Source organism: Umezakia ovalisporum Ak1311 (genome assembly GCF_029891685.1).
GTDB classification, from domain to species: domain Bacteria; phylum Cyanobacteriota; class Cyanobacteriia; order Cyanobacteriales; family Nostocaceae; genus Umezakia; species Umezakia ovalisporum.
The window spans coordinates 42,176-60,587 of sequence record NZ_JANQDJ010000051.1; the positions used below are offsets into that span (position 1 = coordinate 42,176).

Annotated in this window: 15 protein-coding genes and 1 pseudogene; 13 read left to right on the forward strand and 3 right to left on the reverse strand. The window is 42.1% G+C overall.

Annotated elements, in window-relative coordinates; translation table 11 throughout:
• Positions 1 to 17: 17 nt before the first annotated feature.
• Together NWP25_RS09710 and ggt are read left to right on the forward strand one after the other, a co-directional pair.
• Positions 18 to 806: an ATP-binding cassette domain-containing protein gene (locus tag NWP25_RS09710; protein WP_280651992.1), complete on the forward strand. Its 789-nt coding sequence runs from the start codon at positions 18 to 20 to the stop codon at positions 804 to 806.
• A gap of 82 nt (positions 807 to 888) precedes the next feature.
• Positions 889 to 2,637, forward strand: coding sequence for a gamma-glutamyltransferase (gene ggt / locus NWP25_RS09715; RefSeq protein WP_280651993.1), 1,749 nt, complete (start codon positions 889 to 891; stop codon positions 2,635 to 2,637).
• A 291-nt stretch (positions 2,638 to 2,928) separates the two neighbouring features.
• Here ggt and NWP25_RS09720 read toward each other — a convergent pair whose 3' ends face one another.
• A complete protein-coding gene (locus NWP25_RS09720) occupies positions 2,929 to 3,192 on the reverse strand; it encodes a hypothetical protein (protein ID WP_280651994.1) in 264 nt (87 codons plus the stop codon).
• 669 nt (positions 3,193 to 3,861) lie between these two features.
• On the opposite strand from NWP25_RS09720, the gene NWP25_RS09725 reads away from it, so the two are divergent.
• From NWP25_RS09725 to accD, 5 genes and pseudogenes are all read left to right on the forward strand, one after another.
• Positions 3,862 to 4,821 carry an aldo/keto reductase gene (locus NWP25_RS09725; protein ID WP_280651995.1) on the forward strand — a complete coding sequence of 320 codons (960 nt, stop codon included), beginning with the start codon at positions 3,862 to 3,864 and terminating at the stop codon, positions 4,819 to 4,821.
• Between the two features lie 584 nt (positions 4,822 to 5,405).
• The gene (gene leuB / locus NWP25_RS09730; RefSeq protein ID WP_280651996.1) at positions 5,406 to 6,494 is read left to right on the forward strand and encodes a 3-isopropylmalate dehydrogenase; all 1,089 of its coding nucleotides are present in this window, start codon (positions 5,406 to 5,408) and stop codon (positions 6,492 to 6,494) included.
• 89 nt (positions 6,495 to 6,583) lie between these two features.
• Positions 6,584 to 6,844: a hypothetical protein gene (locus NWP25_RS09735; RefSeq protein WP_280652017.1), complete on the forward strand. Its 261-nt coding sequence runs from the start codon at positions 6,584 to 6,586 to the stop codon at positions 6,842 to 6,844.
• Between the two features lie 179 nt (positions 6,845 to 7,023).
• Positions 7,024 to 7,296 (forward strand): annotated as a pseudogene (locus NWP25_RS09740) (prepilin peptidase).
• Between the two features lie 678 nt (positions 7,297 to 7,974).
• A complete protein-coding gene (gene accD / locus NWP25_RS09745; protein ID WP_280651997.1) occupies positions 7,975 to 8,925 on the forward strand; it encodes an acetyl-CoA carboxylase, carboxyltransferase subunit beta in 951 nt (316 codons plus the stop codon).
• A gap of 75 nt (positions 8,926 to 9,000) precedes the next feature.
• On the opposite strand, the gene NWP25_RS09750 is transcribed toward accD, so the two are convergent.
• Positions 9,001 to 10,386: an MFS transporter gene (locus tag NWP25_RS09750; RefSeq protein ID WP_280651998.1), complete on the reverse strand. Its 1,386-nt coding sequence runs from the start codon at positions 10,384 to 10,386 to the stop codon at positions 9,001 to 9,003.
• A 246-nt stretch (positions 10,387 to 10,632) separates the two neighbouring features.
• Between NWP25_RS09750 and NWP25_RS09755 the strand changes: the two genes are divergently transcribed.
• The 6 genes from NWP25_RS09755 (at position 10,633) to petE (ending at position 17,915) form a co-directional block, all read left to right on the forward strand.
• Positions 10,633 to 11,847 (forward strand): ABC transporter substrate-binding protein, encoded by a 1,215-nt coding sequence (locus NWP25_RS09755; RefSeq protein ID WP_280652018.1) that lies wholly within the window; start codon positions 10,633 to 10,635, stop codon positions 11,845 to 11,847.
• A 711-nt stretch (positions 11,848 to 12,558) separates the two neighbouring features.
• Positions 12,559 to 13,587, forward strand: coding sequence for a dihydroorotase (gene pyrC / locus NWP25_RS09760; RefSeq protein ID WP_280651999.1), 1,029 nt, complete (start codon positions 12,559 to 12,561; stop codon positions 13,585 to 13,587).
• A 605-nt stretch (positions 13,588 to 14,192) separates the two neighbouring features.
• A complete protein-coding gene (locus NWP25_RS09765) occupies positions 14,193 to 15,098 on the forward strand; it encodes a carbohydrate ABC transporter permease (RefSeq protein ID WP_280699285.1) in 906 nt (301 codons plus the stop codon).
• Between the two features lie 151 nt (positions 15,099 to 15,249).
• Positions 15,250 to 16,086: a carbohydrate ABC transporter permease gene (locus NWP25_RS09770; RefSeq protein ID WP_280652001.1), complete on the forward strand. Its 837-nt coding sequence runs from the start codon at positions 15,250 to 15,252 to the stop codon at positions 16,084 to 16,086.
• 500 nt (positions 16,087 to 16,586) lie between these two features.
• The gene (gene psbV, locus NWP25_RS09775) at positions 16,587 to 17,078 is read left to right on the forward strand and encodes a photosystem II cytochrome c-550 (RefSeq protein WP_280657491.1); all 492 of its coding nucleotides are present in this window, start codon (positions 16,587 to 16,589) and stop codon (positions 17,076 to 17,078) included.
• A gap of 435 nt (positions 17,079 to 17,513) precedes the next feature.
• Entirely contained in the window at positions 17,514 to 17,915 is a 402-nt protein-coding gene (gene petE, locus NWP25_RS09780) for a plastocyanin (protein WP_280699287.1), read from the forward strand.
• Positions 17,916 to 18,046: 131 nt separating this feature from the next.
• Here the strand turns inward: petE and NWP25_RS09785 are convergent, their stop codons facing one another.
• The gene (locus NWP25_RS09785) at positions 18,047 to 18,388 is read right to left on the reverse strand and encodes a hypothetical protein (protein ID WP_280652004.1); all 342 of its coding nucleotides are present in this window, start codon (positions 18,386 to 18,388) and stop codon (positions 18,047 to 18,049) included.
• Positions 18,389 to 18,412: the final 24 nt, after the last annotated feature.

Below are 18,412 nucleotides of genomic sequence, written 5' to 3' on the forward strand. Positions count from 1 at the left end.
CTGAAAAAATCAACTTGATGATAGAACAACAAAAACCAATTGCTGTTGAATTCCGCGATGTCAGCTTTAGCCGCAACCATCGCCTTTTAGTATCTCATCTCAACTTCTCTATTAGTCAAGGAGAAGCCCTGGTATTACTCGGACGTAGTGGTAGCGGTAAAACCACTACAATCAAGTTAATCAATCGCCTGTTTACACCCACCCAAGGAGAAGTATTATTTGACGGTACTCCCACGACTCGATGGAATGAAATTGAATTGCGGCGTAATATTGGTTATGTCATTCAAGAAACTGGTTTATTTCCCCACTTTACTGTAGAAGACAACGTGGGTCTAGTGCCTAGTCTACTGGGTTGGCAATCTAAACAAATTAAAATGCGGACTTATGCACTATTGCATATGGTGGGCTTAGATCCTGAACAGTTTGCCCGGCGCTACCCTCATGAACTTTCGGGAGGACAAAAGCAAAGGGTAGGTGTAGCTAGAGCATTAGCGGCAGACCCACCAGTATTATTAATGGATGAACCCTTTGGTGCACTCGACCCCATTACCCGCTTAGAACTGCAACAAGAATTTCACCGATTACAACAGGAATTAGGAAAAACAGTAGTATTTGTCACCCATGATATTCAAGAAGCCTTTTTTTTAGCTTCACGAATTGGGTTAATGAGTGAAGGTAAGTTAGTACTATTGGCAACAAAGGATGAATTTAAGCAAGCCTCTCAACAAAGAGCTTCGGTAACGCCACATCCCGATAGTCTAGCTTTTCTTCAATGTCTGCGATCACTGCAAGAGAGTTTATGGTGAGTATTGCCATGGCAACTGCTACACTCATTGATATTCTTTTAGGTATTGCTGTAAGCTGAAAAACAGCAAGTAAACTAGATAAATGGCTATTAAAACCAAATCTAAGCAGGTTGTATTTACCATTTTCTCTCTTGGCATTGTCTTTTACAGCCAAGTTGCATTAGCCAGTATTACCTCACCCCTAGGCAGTAAAAAGGGAATGGTGGTTTCAGCTCATCCTCTAGCAAGTGACGCAGGAATTACCATGTTACGCAAAGGTGGTAATGCTGTTGATGCGGCTGTGGCTACGACTTTTGCTATTTCTGTAGTTGAGCCTTTTTCGGCAGGAATTGGCGGGGGGGGATTTTTGTTGATCCACTCTGGGAAGACTGGTGAGATCAAAGCCCTGGATTTTCGGGAACGCGCCCCCCTGAAAGCAACAAAAGATATGTACTTGGATGGAGAAGGTAAGGTGCGTCCTCATGGGAGTGTAACTGGCTATTTAGCAGTGGCGACACCAGGAACAGTGGCAGGTATGTATGAAGTGCATCGTCGTTATGGTAAGTTACCTTGGTCAGAAGTTCTAAAACCTGCCATCGCACTCGCTCAACATGGCTTTATTCTCAGAAGTGTATTATCCCCTAATTATTTCACCGACCACCAAACACGTCTGGAGACGATGCTGAATAATCCAGGGATGCGAAAAATTTTTACTCGTGACGGTGATTTTTATCAGCCAGGAGAAAGACTAGTACAACGTGACTTGGCCTGGACTTTAACAGAAATTGCTCGCTATCCCCAAAGTTTTTATACCGGAAATATTGCCCGGGCGATCGCTTCTGACATGGCGAAAAACGGTGGTTTAATCACTTTACAAGACCTCAAAGCCTACAAACCAATTTGGCGAACTCCGGTTTGTGGCCAGTTCCGCCAAGCTAAAATCTGCTCAATGCCCCCACCTTCATCGGGAGGTGTACATTTATTGCAGATGTTGAACATCATCGGTGACACTGATTTAAAATCTTTGGGGTGGCATCATCCTGATGGGTTGCATTTAATGGTGGAAGCAATGAAAATTGCCTATGCTGATCGCTCAGAATATTTAGGCGACCCTGATTTTATCAAAGTCCCCGTAGCTCAACTGATCAGCCCATCCTATGCAAAAAAACGCCGTCAACAAATTGATATGGAAAGAGCTAAACCTACAACAGAGGTGAAACCCGGTGATTTACGTTCTTTCCCTACTTCCCATTCTTTCCTCGGAAGTGAATCGACTGAAACAAGCCATCTCACTGTTGTTGATGAGCAACGTGATGCTGTGAGTCTGACTTTCACTATTAATCTAAACTTTGGCGCAGGTGTAGTCACACCAGGGACGGGAATTGTCCTCAACAACGAGATGGACGATTTTGCCATTGCTCCGGGAGTACCCAATGCTTTTGGTTTAGTGGGTAACGAAGCTAATGCCATCGCACCTCGGAAAACTCCCTTATCTAGCATGACTCCCACAATTATCACTGAGAATGGTCGTCTCCGCTTGGCGTTGGGAACCCCTGGTGGTAGCACCATCATTACTCAGGTACTACAAATTATCCTCAATGTGTTAGAGCACGATATGGATATCGGTGCAGCCCTTTCTGTCCCGCGCATACATCACCAGTGGTTACCCGACCAGTTACGCGTGGAACGTTGGGGTTTGGACACCCTCACCTTGCAAGAGTTGCGCCGTCGTGGACACAATATCAAGGAAAGTGACTCTTGGGGTAATGCTAATGCCATCGCTGTCACCGCAGATGGAGATTTAGAAGCAGCCGCCGACCCTCGTGGTGAAGGTTTCCCCAGAGGCCTGTAAGTTTCTAATCTGCCATTTGACATTTTGCATTCGTCCCTCAGTAAGCTTTCCCGCTCTAGGAAAACGCCATGAGTTAATCGCCGTGTTCATATCCCTAGCCATGGAATGTCCACAACTTCCACAGTGGTAGATTTTTTCATTTTCAGTGTAAAAACGATGTGTTGATCAAGTTTTTTTAGCAGGAAGTTTTCCTGATACATCAAATCTTTGCAATGTTTTGACTGACACAGGGATTTTTGCACCAAACTCATGAGGTGCGTCTATAGGTGTAGATGTTTGTCTATTTATCTGTCAATTAGGGATTACTCTAATTGATTCTGCATAGCTGCTGCTAAACTCATTTGCCCTTGCACTAGGTACTAAAGTCCAGCCTGCTTTGAGAAGTTTTTGATAAGTTGCCCAACCTTTAGAACCACCGGGAACTTGATAGTCGGGTACTGCAAATTGCGGAAAAGCTGTGTAGGGCCGCCAAGGTTGATTGGGCGCTGCTTGCAAATGCAAAATTTTCTCTCCATCGCCGCTAGACTTTGATAACCAGCACATTTGACGTTCCATGGCAAACTCCTTTAAGTTTGGCTTATTTGCATATTGGCAGAATTTTGTCAACATCCGCCTCGGTGGTGTGGGATAATTTTTTATCCCATCACTACTTGTGTAATTGGTAATTCCAATGTCACAAATGTTTGATTGATTCTGTGTTGTAATAAAAGACCAAAGTTATTTAGTTGGTAATGGGTAGTAATTAATGGTTTCCTTCGGGGAATGAGGTTAAAGCAAATATTTGTTTTTTACCTTTTTCTATCCTCAATGATTTTATTAGATTAGGTAATTGTTACTACTGTGTGAACAAGATTTTTCTCATGGTAACTGTGGTTTTTGTGAATGTATGTAACAATAACTACCATTTAGGCAAAAATTACAGCATCAGATTATTTGTTTTGACTCATGACAAATCAGACAAGGAATGAATTTACCCGGCTAATGGGCCCCTCCCCTCGGTGTTTGTTGCAATACCGGAGAATGGACACTTTTTAATTCTGGGTATTGTTCCTTGGTTCCAGTTAATGATTTACATTCAATCGAGTAGGTAGGAAGTGGTGTATATGTCTCTCACCTAGGGTTTTGGAAATGAGTCGGTTGGGTGATTGAGCAACTTAGTTTAATTGGTAAATATGATCTAGACAAGGAATATAAATATTCATAAATACTCACTAGGAAGGCATCATGGAAAAGCGAAGATTGGGGACATCAGATATCCAAATTACACCTATTATCATGGGGACTTGGCAAGCAGGCAAGGTAATGTGGACGGGAATTGAGGATAATGATTCGATTAAAACTATCCGAGCCGCCTTTGCATCTGGTATTACCACAATTGATACTGCGGAAATGTACGGGGAAGGACATTCTGAGCAAATCATAGCCGCAGCTTTATCTGATGTTCGCGATCGCGTAGAGTATGCTTCCAAAGTTTTTGCCAATCATCTCAAGTATGATTTAGTTATTGCAGCTTGCCATCGCTCATTAAAAAACCTCAAAACTGACTACATCGACCTTTACCAGATACATTGGCCTGCTGGGTCTTTCAATACTGAAATAGTCCCTATTGAAGAAACTATGGCGGCTTTGAATCAACTAAAACAACAAGGAAAAATTCGCTCCATTGGTGTTTCTAATTTTTCTTGTGATCAACTGGCGGAAGCTGCACAGTATGGACGTATTGATAGCTTACAGCCTCCTTATTCCTTATTTTGGCGACAGGTAGAAAAGGATGCCATGCCCTATTGTATTGAGAATAACATTTCTATCTTGGCGTATTCATCTTTAGCCCAAGGATTGTTAACAGGAAAATTTGCCCCTGGTCATAAATTTGACCCAGGAGATAACCGTGCTAAAAATAAGTTGTTTCAAGGGGAAAACTTTGCACGAGCTCACGAAGCTGTAGAAAAACTCCGTCCCATGGCGGCTCGTCATAATTGTACCTTGGCTCAGTTGGCATTGGCTTGGTTAATTGCCCAACCCCAAACAAGCGCCATCGCGGGAGCACGTTATCCCGAACAAGCACAAGACAACGCCCACGCTGTTGATGTTCAACTTTCTAGGGAAGAATTAGCAGAAATTGATACCATTGGATCCACTGTTACTCACCATCTCGATGAAAATCCTGTGATGTGGAATTGGTAGAGAGGGTAATTCTTGACACTCCCCTGCCTAAAGGCTAATAAATTCTACATTCACCGTCAAAACTTGGTCAACCAGGCTTAGGCTAGGGAAAGTAGAGGCTTCAACTCCTGTAGCGTTAATATGCCTGACGGCACGCTAGGGGAACGGGGATGCCCTCCCCTATTTTTTGCTGGATTGGGAACATTTACTGCTGGGTTTACATCTTTTTGTCACTCACAACCAAAAGTAGATCATCTCGGTGGTTTTGGCTCCCTCGATTTTCTTATAATTGACAGATAAATAGACAAGCATCCACGGAAGTTCTGGACACTCCATGGATAGGGATCTGAATGTAGCGATTAACTCAGGGGCTTTCACGCTCCCGCTAATTCCTTGTAACAAATAAATGTCTAGCTAAGGTTCACTTTCTTCTTCTGGGTCATTTGAATATCTTGGATAGTGCAAAATAAGGGGTATTTCGCTGTGCCTACATCCCCACCCACAACGGGATGGGGTTTTACGCAACATCAATAAAATCTCATCGAGTCCTGTTCAAATTTAGTATGATATTTGATCTACAAGCATTTACCTCATAAAAATTTAGTATGACCCAGAACTACCGCATTACCCTACTCCCCGGCGATGGCATTGGCCCTGAAATTATGGCTGTGGCGGTAGATGTGCTCAAAGTTGTAGGTAAACAATTTGATATTCAATTTGAATTTTCAGAAGCTCTGATTGGCGGCGCTGCAATTGATGCTACAGGAGAACCTCTACCATCTGTAACTCTAGATACTTGCCGCCACAGTGATGCCGTCTTACTGGCTGCTATTGGTGGTTATAAGTGGGATTCCTTACCATCCAATTCACGCCCAGAAGCAGGATTGTTAGGACTCCGTGCAGGACTGGGATTATTTGCCAATCTCCGCCCGGCGCAAATTTTGCCCCAATTAATTGATGCTTCTACTTTAAAACGGGAAGTAGTGGAAGGCGTAGATATTATGGTGGTGCGCGAACTTACTGGTGGTATTTATTTTGGTAAACCCAAGGGAATTTTTACCACTGATACCAAAGAGAAACGCGGTATCAATACAATGGTTTACACAGAATCAGAAATTGATCGCATTGGGCGAGTAGCCTTTGAAGCAGCCCGGAAACGAGGTGGAAAACTTTGTTCCGTTGATAAAGCCAACGTCTTGGAAGTATCTCAGTTGTGGCGCGATCGCATGACTCAACTAGCCCGAGAATATCCCGATGTGGAGTTATCTCACTTGTACGTGGATAACGCGGCTATGCAACTGGTACGAGCTCCTAAGCAGTTTGATACTATTGTCACTGGAAATTTATTTGGTGATATTCTCTCGGATGCAGCTGCCATGCTAACTGGTAGTATCGGTATGTTACCCTCTGCTAGTTTGGGTGCTTCTGGCCCTGGTGTATTTGAACCAGTCCACGGTTCCGCACCTGATATTGCCGGAGAGGATAAAGCTAATCCTCTAGCTCAGGTTTTGAGTGCGGCCATGATGTTACGCTACGGTTTAAATGAGCCAAAAGCCGCGGAAAAGATAGAACAGGCTGTCCTGCAAGTTTTGGCACAAGGCCATCGCACAGGTGATATTATGTCCCCTGGCATGAATCTTTTAGGTTGTCGTGCAATGGGTCAATCACTAATGACAGCCATGGAAAAGGCATAACATTCATCTAAAATTTGGCATTTTGGCAACATTTTCTGACTCTATCCGATAAACTAAATACAAGTCTAGTAATTATAGAACAGTCGATAGTGCAAGCATTACGACAAGAACAAGCCAAATTTACTGCCTCTAAAAACCAATCTCCTTTGATTGATCCAGCCTTAATCAGAGCAGCCGGGCAGATTTACTATATCCACTGTGAGGTACATCCTGAAATAGCTGGAAGGCCTTCAGGAGTAGCAATTAATCACATTACTTTACGGGGTAAAGTGATTTTTACTAACCAACCAGTACTTTTACCCCAAGAATGTTTCATAACATTAAGTCAAATTGAATCACATATGTATTAGTCATTAATCATTAATTAACTTTTGTCACAGATGTATACGCTCTGAAAATGTCTTGAGATTTCTGTGGAAAACCAGAAACAAAACTGCACAGTAGTATATAAAAATGACAAAAGATTACATCGATGTTTTGATGGTCGTCCCGGCGAGTATCATTGGTTTTTTGTTGTGATTTTTTGTTGTTGGGTGCATCTATTCACAGCTCGATTAATCTTGTAGCTTATCCGTTACAGGCGAGGTTATCTGCTTTATGGCTGCCTTCTCAATGTCCTCGTTGTTTAAACCAGCTCAAAGCTGAGGATCATTTCCCTGGGCTGGAATGATTATGGTTAAGAGGGCAATGCTGTGATTCTAAAACTCAGATTTGTATCCGTTATCCTGTGGTAGAGGGGATAACTGGTGTAATTTTTTATCATGTTTTAGAGATTGCACATTTCTATTTTCACAATAGGTGACTGGACTTTTTAGATCTGGCTATTGGCGTTATGTCAAGGTGATCAAGCATTTTAGCCTTAATCCTCAGTCTCTAATCCTGTGTTTGTAGCGGTCATTACCCCATGTCTGTTTTAGCTTTTGGTAAAATTAGCTTGTAACTGGTATCACGCTCTTAATAAAGAATAACCATTGGCAAGTATAAGTGTGTCTATATAGCCGCTCTAGCCTGAGTAAGACCCTTCTCCCCAGGGGAGAAGATTAATTCAAGCACAAGTGTAGACACCAAGTTTACAAACTAGTAACAGGAATGATTTATTGGGGCGAATGGTTCCCGTTGGGTTGAAGAAAATGCTTCTTATTTAGGGGTTGATGTTTCAATGACCTTGACTGGGGTAATCATTTTACACAATTCAGGTTAGCAAAAGACTTGTGTTGACATCAGCATTTTCGTTAAGCTGGCAAGCAATGATGCAAAATAAGGTCTAAACTGCTGACAAGCGTAATTTGAGATGTAGTCAAGAATCAAAAGTCAAAATGGGGTGTTATTTGCATTTGTACAAGAGCAAATATGGAGACTTTGAAAGCGTAGGTTACAAGAGTTATAACTCTTTGCTCTGGACTGAAAACTTTTTTACCTCGGCATCCCATAGTGACTAGATACGTTTTCAACCTCATATCCAATTAAAAAAAAGATAAAAATGGCAAACAACGAAGAATCACGTGGTTTAAAGTCTCTGTTAGATTGGTTTGCAAATCGACGGAAATCAGGATCTACTAATTTAGAACGCCAAGAACGGGAAATAGCTGATGGGCTCTGGCATAAGTGTCCGAAATGTGGCGTGTTATCCTATGCAAAAGACCTGAAAGCTAACCTGATGGTCTGCGTTGAATGTGGACATCATAATCGAGTGGATAGCGACGAGCGTATACGCCAGTTGATAGATACCAACACCTGGCAACCAATAGATGAGCATTTGCGCCCAACTGATCCCCTACAATTTCGGGATCGCAAACCCTATGGCGAACGCCTGCGGGAAATGGAGGCCAAACTTGGGTTAGTAGACGCAGTGAAAACGGGTTTGGGTCAAATCGACGGTTTGCCCATTGCCCTTGGTGTAATGGATTTCCGCTTTATGGGTGGTAGTATGGGTTCTGTGGTAGGAGAAAAACTTACCCGCTTGATTGAGCAAGCAACTCAGCGACGTTATCCTGTGGTGATTGTCTGTACCTCTGGTGGGGCGAGAATGCAAGAAGGAATGCTTTCCTTAATGCAAATGGCTAAAATTTCCGCCGCATTAGAACGTCATCGTCAAGCTAGACTACTATACATTCCCGTATTGGCAAATCCTACCACAGGAGGTGTCACTGCTAGTTTTGCCATGTTGGGAGATATTATTATTGCAGAACCGAAAGCAACCATTGGCTTTGCAGGTCGGCGAGTGATTGAGCAAACCCTGCGAGAAAAATTGCCAGAAGATTTTCAAACTGCAGAAGATTTGTTAAAACACGGTTTTGTAGATGACATTGTACCCCGCACGCAATTAAAGACAACTTTGGCCCAGCTAATTGCTCTGCACCAACCCATACCGACTACACATTCTATGGTGCTATGGGAAACCATGACTTTGAGTTCCACAGCAGCTGAATAGCTACAAAATAAGGAATTGGGAATTGGGAATTGGAACAATCCTTTTTCATTTCCCCAGTTCCCACTGCCAAGTTCGTCACTCCCGCAAAAATATGAGCGGTACAAGTGCTATTAGGCGGAACAAGCTAGATAAGGCAAATAATCCCAGTAAGCCGCCACAATTAGTAAATTGTGCCATCAAGCTGCCAATGGTTGTACCTAAAGCACCGCCAGCCCCAGCAATAGCACCTGCCATGGCAAAGTAAATCGACTGATTTTGAATTGGTGCAATTTCCAACTGCACATTATTATTACACAAATCCATGGCTGCTCCAGTGCATCCAAGTAAAATATGTAATATTGGTATCCATAGCCAAACATCAAGGAATTTGCTACCAATTCCTAACCACAAAAGTGGTGTGATGGCAACTAAAATCCCCACAAATATTAAAATAGGACGATTACCAATTCTGTCTGCCAATTTTCCCCACAAAATCAGCATCAATAAATTTGCCCCTGCTTGTAAACTGTTATATAGTGATACCCAACTGATATCTAAATCCAAGGTATCTAGCATATACAGAGTAAAAAAAGGGGCGCTGAGATTAACCGCAAACATCCAACAGCTGAAATAAACCAAAAATATCAAGAAGTTAGAGTTTTTCCAAATTTTGCTTGTTAGTTGGTTCTGTAGGGGAGTGTTTTTTGATGAGCAAATTAATTCACTATTAAATTCATTTTGGACAGGGTAATTGCAAACAGTATTCTGTAATTGTGGATTTACATCAACTTTAAAATATTGGCATCCCAATCCCACAATTCCAAAGACAATACCTATGAATAGTACTAAGCCATAACCTTGTAAAGTTCCGCCCCGCCAATGTGACACTGCTAAACCCGCTAAAGGCAAACAAAGCAAATTTGTCAAACTTGCCGCACTATTGCGTATCCCAAAATACCTACCTCGCAACTTTCGGGGAACTATCATTGCTAGCCAACTAAGCCAAGATGCACTTCCTAGTCCCGCTAAAAGATGGCTCAAAAAAAGGATTAATAGTGTCAATATCACTAGTTGATGCTGATTACAACCTCCCCAGGTCAACCCTGCAATACCTATAACTAAAATGACCCACAGTAACCTACCAATACCATGAGTTCCTAGAGAATACTGAAAGCGGCTGGTAGTACGTTCTGATAGGTAAGCGCCCAAGGGTTGAATGATATTTACTAGCATTGGAATTGAGCATAGTAACCCAAATACTACTGGACTGGCATCTAATTCTACTAGAAAATTACTCAACAAAATTCCGCTAGTAGTGAGGGAAAAAACTGCTGCAAACACCGCATCTAGAGTTGAGGCTTTTAAACTCGTACGAATCGCATTTTTGCTAGGGCGAGGAGTGGGAGCAAGCACTCTTGGCAATGCGGTAATTTGGGTAATTTCCAGATTTACTACGGTTGTTTTAAAATTAACAGAAGTCATAACTTATGTTTAGGGGTAGCACACCCCGCCATGAGTCCATCTATTGAGGAAATGCAATTTTGTAACTAATTCGTAACTAAATTTTGGTAATAATTATTTCTTTATTTGTCACTTGGTATTACATTTCTCAACAAAAATATAAATTATTTAAATATAAATTTACAGACCCAAAGGATATAACTGAGAGTAAAGATACTTTTATATGTTGTGGTCAAAAAAACCTGGGTGCAATTTTTTGGACTGCTAATGGCCATGGCCATCGCTGTGATCAGCTACCAAAATTTCCCATTGTCAAACCAGACAAATACCACCGTCACTATTAAACTAAGTGGTTGGGCTGGTAATCCCATAGAACAAAAATTATTAAAACAGTTACTACAAGACTTTGAGTTAGAGCATCCACATATCAAGGTCAAATATGAGGTGATTTCTGACCAATATATGGATGTGCTCACTACCCGCTTGATTGGGGAAGCTGCTCCTGATGTCTTCTATTTGGAATCTGTAGAAGCCCCTTTCTTGATGAGCCAGAACCTTCTAGAACCCTTAAATACTTATATTACTCCCGAATTTGACCTAGAGGACTTTGAGGAAGGTTTGCTGGATAATTTTAAGTACAAAGATAATATCTATGGTCTTCCCAAGGACTATTCTACTCTGGCTTTATTTTATAATCAAAAGGCTTTTGCAGCGGCAGGTTTAAGCAGTCCCCCCAGTAATTGGGATGAATTACGCACCTACTCAAAAGTTTTGACGGGGAAACTCAGTAAATACGGCTTTGGAGTAACACCACAGTTGAGTAATCAAGCTTACAAAATTACTGCTTTTGGGGGAAAAGTAGTTGATGAAAATGGTAATGCTGCTTTTGCTACTCCCGAAGCTTTGCAGGGATTGCAGTTGGTAATTGACCAGTATCAAAAAGACGGCACTTCTGCCCAAGCTACTGATGTCGGTACTAATTCAGGTACGGAAATGTTTGGTCAAAGCAGGGTAGCAATGGTAATTGACGGTAATTGGGCTATTCCTTACTTAGAAACGACTTTTCCGGATTTGGAGTTTGCTACCGCAGAAGTGCCTACTATTAATGACAAAAAAGGTACTATGGTGTTTACTGTTGCCTATGTAATGAATAAACAGTCACAACATAAAGCCACAGCCTGGGAGTTGATTTCTTATCTCACTGGCAAGGAAGGAATGGCAAAATGGACTGGTACAGGTTTTGCATTGCCTACGCGAACATCCGTAGCGGCACAATTAGGTTATGACCAAGACCCCCTGCGATCGCCACTCGTGGCTGGTATCGATTATGGGACAACATGGCAGATAGGTAAATATCCGGCAACCATCGCTAACAATTTTGATAATCAATTTATTAGTGCCTTACTTGGGCAACAACCTTTACAATCAGCTATGGTACGAGCCGAGAATGCCGCCAATCGCCAGATACGCACTAGGGATTGACAGTCTCCACAGTTAGAAGCCAGGGGATTCTTGTTTCAAAAGGATTCCAGTGAACTTACTGGCGGTAACACTCTGCTTTGCTAACACCAAGGATCTTCACCGTCTGTCCGACGGGCTTCGTCCTCTAATGAGAACTACTTGAGCGGCTGCAACATCCCCGTCAGTTGTATGGCCACAATTTTCACAACCATGAATAGGCTCTCCACAACTGTTTTTACCCATTTCCATTGTACATAGGGCAAATTTGAGAAGTCTTTCTACCATATACTTTCTGGAAATACACACCACTTTTGAAACAACACTGCTCCAGAATGTGAAATAATTGTACCTATGCAAGATCTAGACAGTGCTTTGCGAGTATTCCTCTAGACAAACCAACTAAACTCAAATTCTCTACAAAGATAGCTTGAGCAGTATCACAAAGTTGATGTGCTATTTTCTAATGAAATTCTTTTCTACCATTAGCAATATTTTCATGGAATTTTGGCTCTTTCTTAATACTTACGCAACCGACACAGGCGATAGGGTAGTTTTAGTGTGTACGTGGGTAGCTAACTTCATCAAAAACGAGGGTGAATCTCAATAAGTTGGTGACGGATACACTAAAACGTTATCTGAAAGGAGAATCGTTGGAAAATGCTTGGGCAATTGCGGATATACAGACAGAGGAACTAGGATAAATTATCATCTGTTACCGTTTATAATCAGAGGATGCAAAAGCTTACCATTACCCGACCCGACGATTGGCATCTGCATCTCCGGGACGGTGGAGCACTGAAAGCTGTTCTGCCCTACACGGTGCGTCAGTTTGCCCGTGCCATCATCATGCCTAACCTGAAGCCCCCTATCCGCTCGGTGGCAGATGCATTAGCCTATCGCGATCGCATCCTCGCCGCCATTCCAGAGGGGCAACAGTTTGAGCCATTGATGACGCTTTACCTCACCGACAACACCAACCCCGACGAGATTCTCCGGGGTAAAAAATCCCAGTTTATCAAAGCGGTCAAGTATTACCCAGCCGGTGCAACCACCAATTCTGACTCCGGTGTGACAGATATTCGGAAATGCGATGGTGTCTTTGAAGTGATGCAGCAGTTGGAAATGCCGTTATTATTGCACGGTGAAGTGACCGATAACGAGGTTGATACGTTTGATCGCGAGAAGGTGTTTATCGAGAGACATTTAATCCCCCTCAAGCAGCGATTTCCCAACCTGCGGGTGGTCCTTGAGCATATCACCACCTCCGATGCGGTGCAATATGTCCTATCTGCCAACACCATCGCCGCCACAATTACGCCACAACATTTGTTATTTAACCGTAATGCCCTGTTCAAAGGCGGCTTTCGCCCGCATTTTTATTGCCTGCCCATTTTGAAACGGGAGGAGCATCGTCAGGCTTTGTTGCAAGCGGCAACATCGGGGAATCCGAAGTTTTTTCTAGGTACCGATAGCGCTCCCCATACCCGCACCAGCAAAGAAAGTTCCTGTGGCTGCGCGGGATGCTTTTCTGCTCTCCATGCCCTTGAGTTGTATGCCGAAGCATTTGAAAGCGTGAAAGCTTTGGATAAACTGGAGGCCTTCGCTAGCTTCCATGGCCCAGATTTCTATCAACTGCCGCGTAATACAGAACTAATTACCTTGTCCAAAACGAGTTGGCGCGTTCCTGATGAAGTTCCATTTATGGAATCTGGGCTTGTACCTTTGGGTGCGGGGGAGAAAATGACATGGCAATTGGTATGACGTTCTTGTTCCGCCGCATCTGCATTAAGTTGCTGCTCTGGGACACTGGGTTTAACCAACTAGCTTTGGCTGTTTAGTGTCCCTTCGAGGGAAGGGGTCGCACTCATGTCTAAACCCAGGGGCTTTAGCTCGTTTTCCGGTAAACTACCCCAGGCAAATCACCCCAGGGGCGAGATTTAGATGGATTCCCCCTTAGTTTCAGCCCCTGATAGGGATTATCTGTAATCTTAACTGTCCAGAGCAGGAAGCATTAATGTATTTAATTTTAAGTTACAGATTTGCCTGCCGACAAATCCGTAGCTTTTCAGGCATAAGGTTGTCAAGAGTAGCATTGAAAAAATTATCTCAAAATTACATCTGGCAAAAGTGATGAAAAAAGCTTCAAAGCCAGGGTAGACAAGGTTTTGGAGACGAAAATTTTCGATTATTTTTTTTACAGCTACTGGTTCAGGTTAGCCCGCACCAAAAAAGACTTATTTCTCAACATAGCAAAATATATTTGAATAGCTCTGTTGGGTTTCACTACATAATATTTTTCCGGAAGGGAGCTACAACCCGACCTACAATTTCGTAATTGCATTGGATGATGTGGAGGCCGAATTGTAATGGAAATTTATAGACGGCGAATCAACCCGAGATGGAATATAAGCGAAACTCTGAGCGGGTATATCTTTATATTGCCCATGATATTAGTTTTGGGATGTTTCGTCATTCTACCGATAGTTTACGCGGTTTTTCTTTCCCTGCACAAAGTCCAACTTTTAGGCGGTATTGAGTACGATTTCATTGGCCTTGGCAATTTCACCCGTTTAGTTGAAGATGAACGAGTGGGTATTGCTTTGAGAAATACAGCAGAATATGTGGCAGTTGTTGTTCCCAGTCAAACTATTTTAGCTTTATTGCTGGCTGTAACCCTCAATTCTGGTGTGCGTGGCAAAAACTCATGGCGTATCTTGTTCTTTTTACCCACAGTGACATCTTCAGCCGTGCTAACTCTGATATTCATGTGGATTTATAACACCGATGGACTACTAAATAATCTTCTCGCTTTTGTGGGACTACCGACTTATAACTGGTTGGGCGACCCATCTGTAGCCCTCAAAGGTATTATGCTCATGAATATTTGGTCAACTGCACCATTTTATATGGTGATTTACTTGGCAGCTTTGCAAGATATCCCCCAAAAGCTCTACGAAGCAGCAGCATTGGACGGAGCAAACTGGTGGCAACAGTTTATCCATATCACCATTCCCATCCTTAAACCTGTCACTTTTTTTGTTGTGGCTATTGGCATAATCGGCACTTTTCAACTTTTTGACCAGTCATACATTTTTTCTGCCGGCACTGGCGGGCCAAACAACGCCACCTTGACTGTCGTACTACTAATTTACCAAGCTGTATTTCGCAATTTACAGATGGGATATGCTGCGGCCATCGCTTTTTTGCTGGCAGCAATCATTATCAGTGTAACTGTCATTCAGCAACGAATTTTTGGAGGCGAAGGAAATTAACTAGCTCTTGATTTGCTAATTTTCCCTCACAATAAAATCGCCGAAAGGCACCGAAAACACTTGGCTTGAGGCATTTGTTGATGCACCTTCGTTGAAAGAGAATCTCAACTTATGTATTTGTTAACTTTAGTTAGTGAAAAAGTACCGGAAGATGACTAATATTTCCCGCTTACCTTGGCTAAAAGTGCTTTTGTACCTTGTGTTAACTGTTTATGCAGTCGTCACCTTGGTTCCTTTCCTGTGGGCGCTTTCAGCGTCCTTTAAACCGTTATCGGAGATTATCAGTGGCGAATTAAATTTGTTACCCAAGAATTTTACTCTTGATAATTACAGACAGATATTTGTGCAAGAACCTCTATTTTGGCGTTGGTTCTTCAACAGTGTTGTCATTGCTGTGAGCGTGACCGGGTTAAATTTGCTATTTAATTCAATGGCAGGGTATGCCCTCGCTAGGCTGAGTTTTGTGGGTAAACGCCTGTGGTTTTTTTTTATTTTGGCACTGCTTGCAGTACCAATACAAATCACCCTGATTCCCACATTTTTGATTTTGAAAGCCATTGGCTGGCTAAATTCCTACCAGGGTATGATTGTTCCTACCATGGTCAATGCCACTTTCATTTTTATGATGCGGCAGTTTTTTGTAAATTTTCCTAAAGAACTAGAGGAAGCTGCTCAACTAGATGGTTTAAATACATTAGAGATTTTTCGCTATATTGTCTTACCTCTAGCAAAGCCTGCATTGGCTGCACAAGCGGTTTTCGTGTTCATGAGTAGTTGGAATAATTTTTTACTTCCCATCGTGATTTTGTTTGAGCCAGAAATGTTTACCCTACCTTTGGGGCTAAACAGCTTTAAAGGTCAATACATCAGCTATTGGAACTACATTATGGCTGCTGCTATGGTATTTACCTTGCCTGCTTTAGCTATTTATGCGTTCTTCAACCGCTACTTTATTCAAAGTGCCACATTTACAGGAGGAAAAGGTTAATAGCATTGTAATTAAACCCTGAATCCTTATATTACATAATATTAAGTCTATATTGACTTATTAGTGTTTTATCCCCACTTCAACGGTAACCATATTTGGACAACAAATTGCACACTGAACATGATATTGGTATTACAGCGACTCAATCTCTATCTGTCAGTTAATCACTATTATGGGTTTTATAAACCTACTGAGCGCAGAGATGGCAACAGACTACAGTGTTACTGTAGCAATAATGTTTTCTCTGCATAACCAACTAAAAATTGCCAATAAGCACCAAAAGAAAGATTTGGTGTTAGAAGATGCATAGGTAATTATTTTCCACATATTGTCGGAAACCTACCTAAAAGTCACTGGGAACTCACAGAAAGAGACCTAAGTCCTACCAAGGGCTATTTCAGGCTTGAGCTAATGGCAACAACCATAGCTGTCATTAGCAACATGGAGATTGAGCATCGCTTTATTAGCTGTGTTTAGCGTCAAAATCTTTAAGGGGAAACATGTTTAGAACACTAATTGGCGTTGTTGTTGCTACCATTTTGCTGACGTTTCAGCTCCTTGTGGGTAGCGCGACAGCACTAGAACTAGACGAAGCTACCAGAACAGTGCCATTAAATGATCAGGGTGACCAAGTTGTACTCAGTCTTAAACAAGTAAAAGAAGGTAAACGCTTGTTTCAATTCGCCTGTGCTCAATGTCATGCAGGCGGTGTTACCAAGACCAACCAAAACGTGGGACTAGATCCAGAAACTCTCGCACTGGCAAGACCAAAGCGGGATAACATTGAAGGATTGGTGGATTACATGAAAAATCCCACTACCTATGATGGAGAAGTGGAAATTTCTGAGTTACACCCCAGCCTGAAGAGTGCAGATATTTTCACAGAAATGAGAAATATGACAGAAGATGACTTAGTAGCCATCGCTGGTCATATTCTACTAGAACCCAAAGTGGTTGGTATAAAGTGGGGAGGGGGTAAGATTTATTACTAATCTCCTCAAAGATCACTAATTCCAGAATTAATTTTGGATTTTAGATTTTGGATTGATCCCCAGCCCCATTTCTCATTCCTCGCCATTAAAACTGCCTGCACCTAACCTCACTACACTTCCTTCCCCATCTGTAAATTGGGGTTCTAAAGCCCGCATTATAACCAAAGCTGTTCCTCCTCCCCTGTTGGGGAGGCTCAGGGACGGGTAAAAAATGTCAACATGGTGGGTTAAACAACTGTCAAAGAAATTATGGGCATTTTACCCATAAACACTTGGGTGTGTCTTGGGTGATAATTACCTCCATGCCGAAAGGTTTGCTAATGATTTGCCCACAATTGTAAAAAAAAAATTTTATCTACGACATATTGTCATACTTTGGGCTAAATTTTATTTAGAATAAGTAGTGAAAAGTAAAAATATAGTTAGGACAAGGCCATGAAATTGTTTGCCGCAAGCCGGAGACGTTTTGCTTTAGCAGTGTTAACAGTTCTTTTAGTTGTTAGCAGCTTTGCTATTTTCACACCCAGCGCTTCAGCTGACACCTACAAGGTAAAACTAGGTACTGACAAAGGTTTGCTTGCATTTGAACCTAAAAAATTGACAGTTAAACCAGGGGACACAATTGAGTGGGTGAACAACAAAGTTCCTCCCCATAACGTTGTCTTCGAGCCAGAGAGCGATTTTGCAAAAAGTCTCTCCAACACTAAATTGATGATGATTCCTGGTCAAACCTACAAAACGGTAATTCCCGCAGACGCACCTGCTGGTGATTACACTTTCTATTGTCAACCTCACCGTGGTGCTGGTATGGTTGGCAAATTAACTGTCCAAGGGTAGAAAACCCGCTACCAGTAATAGGATAGCGAAAAGCACGAAATAATACATATAAAAAGCCCTAAATAGCGGTAATGAGTCTATTTCTGCCAAACAAAAACACTGCAAATTTTGGCGATGGAAAAACGAACTTATTACCGCGATTCTAGTTCAGCAACTTTCTTCTCTAATTGATTAACTTGTTGCTTTAATTCCACCAATAAAGTAGCCAAGCGCTCAAACATTTGCTCTTGGTGAGACAAGTTACCTTGGGTATCACTTGACTGTGGTGGTGTCAGATACGTTCTTGCTGATGAAAGTTGACCAGTTCCACTCAACTTAGACTCTACTTTATTTAACCGCGATTCAAAACGATGGAAATCTGCTACTAAATTGTTAAAGCGAGACTCAATTTGCTGTGATACCGCCGGGTGAGAGAATAAGCCCGTCCAAACAACAATTACTACTATCCCGGCTAAAATTAATCGGCGCAACATTAGATTAACTCCTTTAAGAAGGTG

Coding starts and splice junctions, on each gene's coding strand:
- NWP25_RS09710 (WP_280651992.1), top strand. CDS start 18: ATGATAGAACAACAAAAACCAATTGCTGTTGAATTCCGCGATGTCAGC.
- ggt (WP_280651993.1), top strand. CDS start 889: ATGGCTATTAAAACCAAATCTAAGCAGGTTGTATTTACCATTTTCTCT.
- NWP25_RS09720 (WP_280651994.1), bottom strand. CDS start 3,192: ATGGAACGTCAAATGTGCTGGTTATCAAAGTCTAGCGGCGATGGAGAG.
- NWP25_RS09725 (WP_280651995.1), top strand. CDS start 3,862: ATGGAAAAGCGAAGATTGGGGACATCAGATATCCAAATTACACCTATT.
- leuB (WP_280651996.1), top strand. CDS start 5,406: ATGACCCAGAACTACCGCATTACCCTACTCCCCGGCGATGGCATTGGC.
- accD (WP_280651997.1), top strand. CDS start 7,975: ATGGCAAACAACGAAGAATCACGTGGTTTAAAGTCTCTGTTAGATTGG.
- NWP25_RS09750 (WP_280651998.1), bottom strand. CDS start 10,386: ATGACTTCTGTTAATTTTAAAACAACCGTAGTAAATCTGGAAATTACC.
- NWP25_RS09755 (WP_280652018.1), top strand. CDS start 10,633: ATGGCCATGGCCATCGCTGTGATCAGCTACCAAAATTTCCCATTGTCA.
- pyrC (WP_280651999.1), top strand. CDS start 12,559: ATGCAAAAGCTTACCATTACCCGACCCGACGATTGGCATCTGCATCTC.
- NWP25_RS09765 (WP_280699285.1), top strand. CDS start 14,193: ATGGAAATTTATAGACGGCGAATCAACCCGAGATGGAATATAAGCGAA.
- NWP25_RS09770 (WP_280652001.1), top strand. CDS start 15,250: ATGACTAATATTTCCCGCTTACCTTGGCTAAAAGTGCTTTTGTACCTT.
- psbV (WP_280657491.1), top strand. CDS start 16,587: ATGTTTAGAACACTAATTGGCGTTGTTGTTGCTACCATTTTGCTGACG.
- petE (WP_280699287.1), top strand. CDS start 17,514: ATGAAATTGTTTGCCGCAAGCCGGAGACGTTTTGCTTTAGCAGTGTTA.
- NWP25_RS09785 (WP_280652004.1), bottom strand. CDS start 18,388: ATGTTGCGCCGATTAATTTTAGCCGGGATAGTAGTAATTGTTGTTTGG.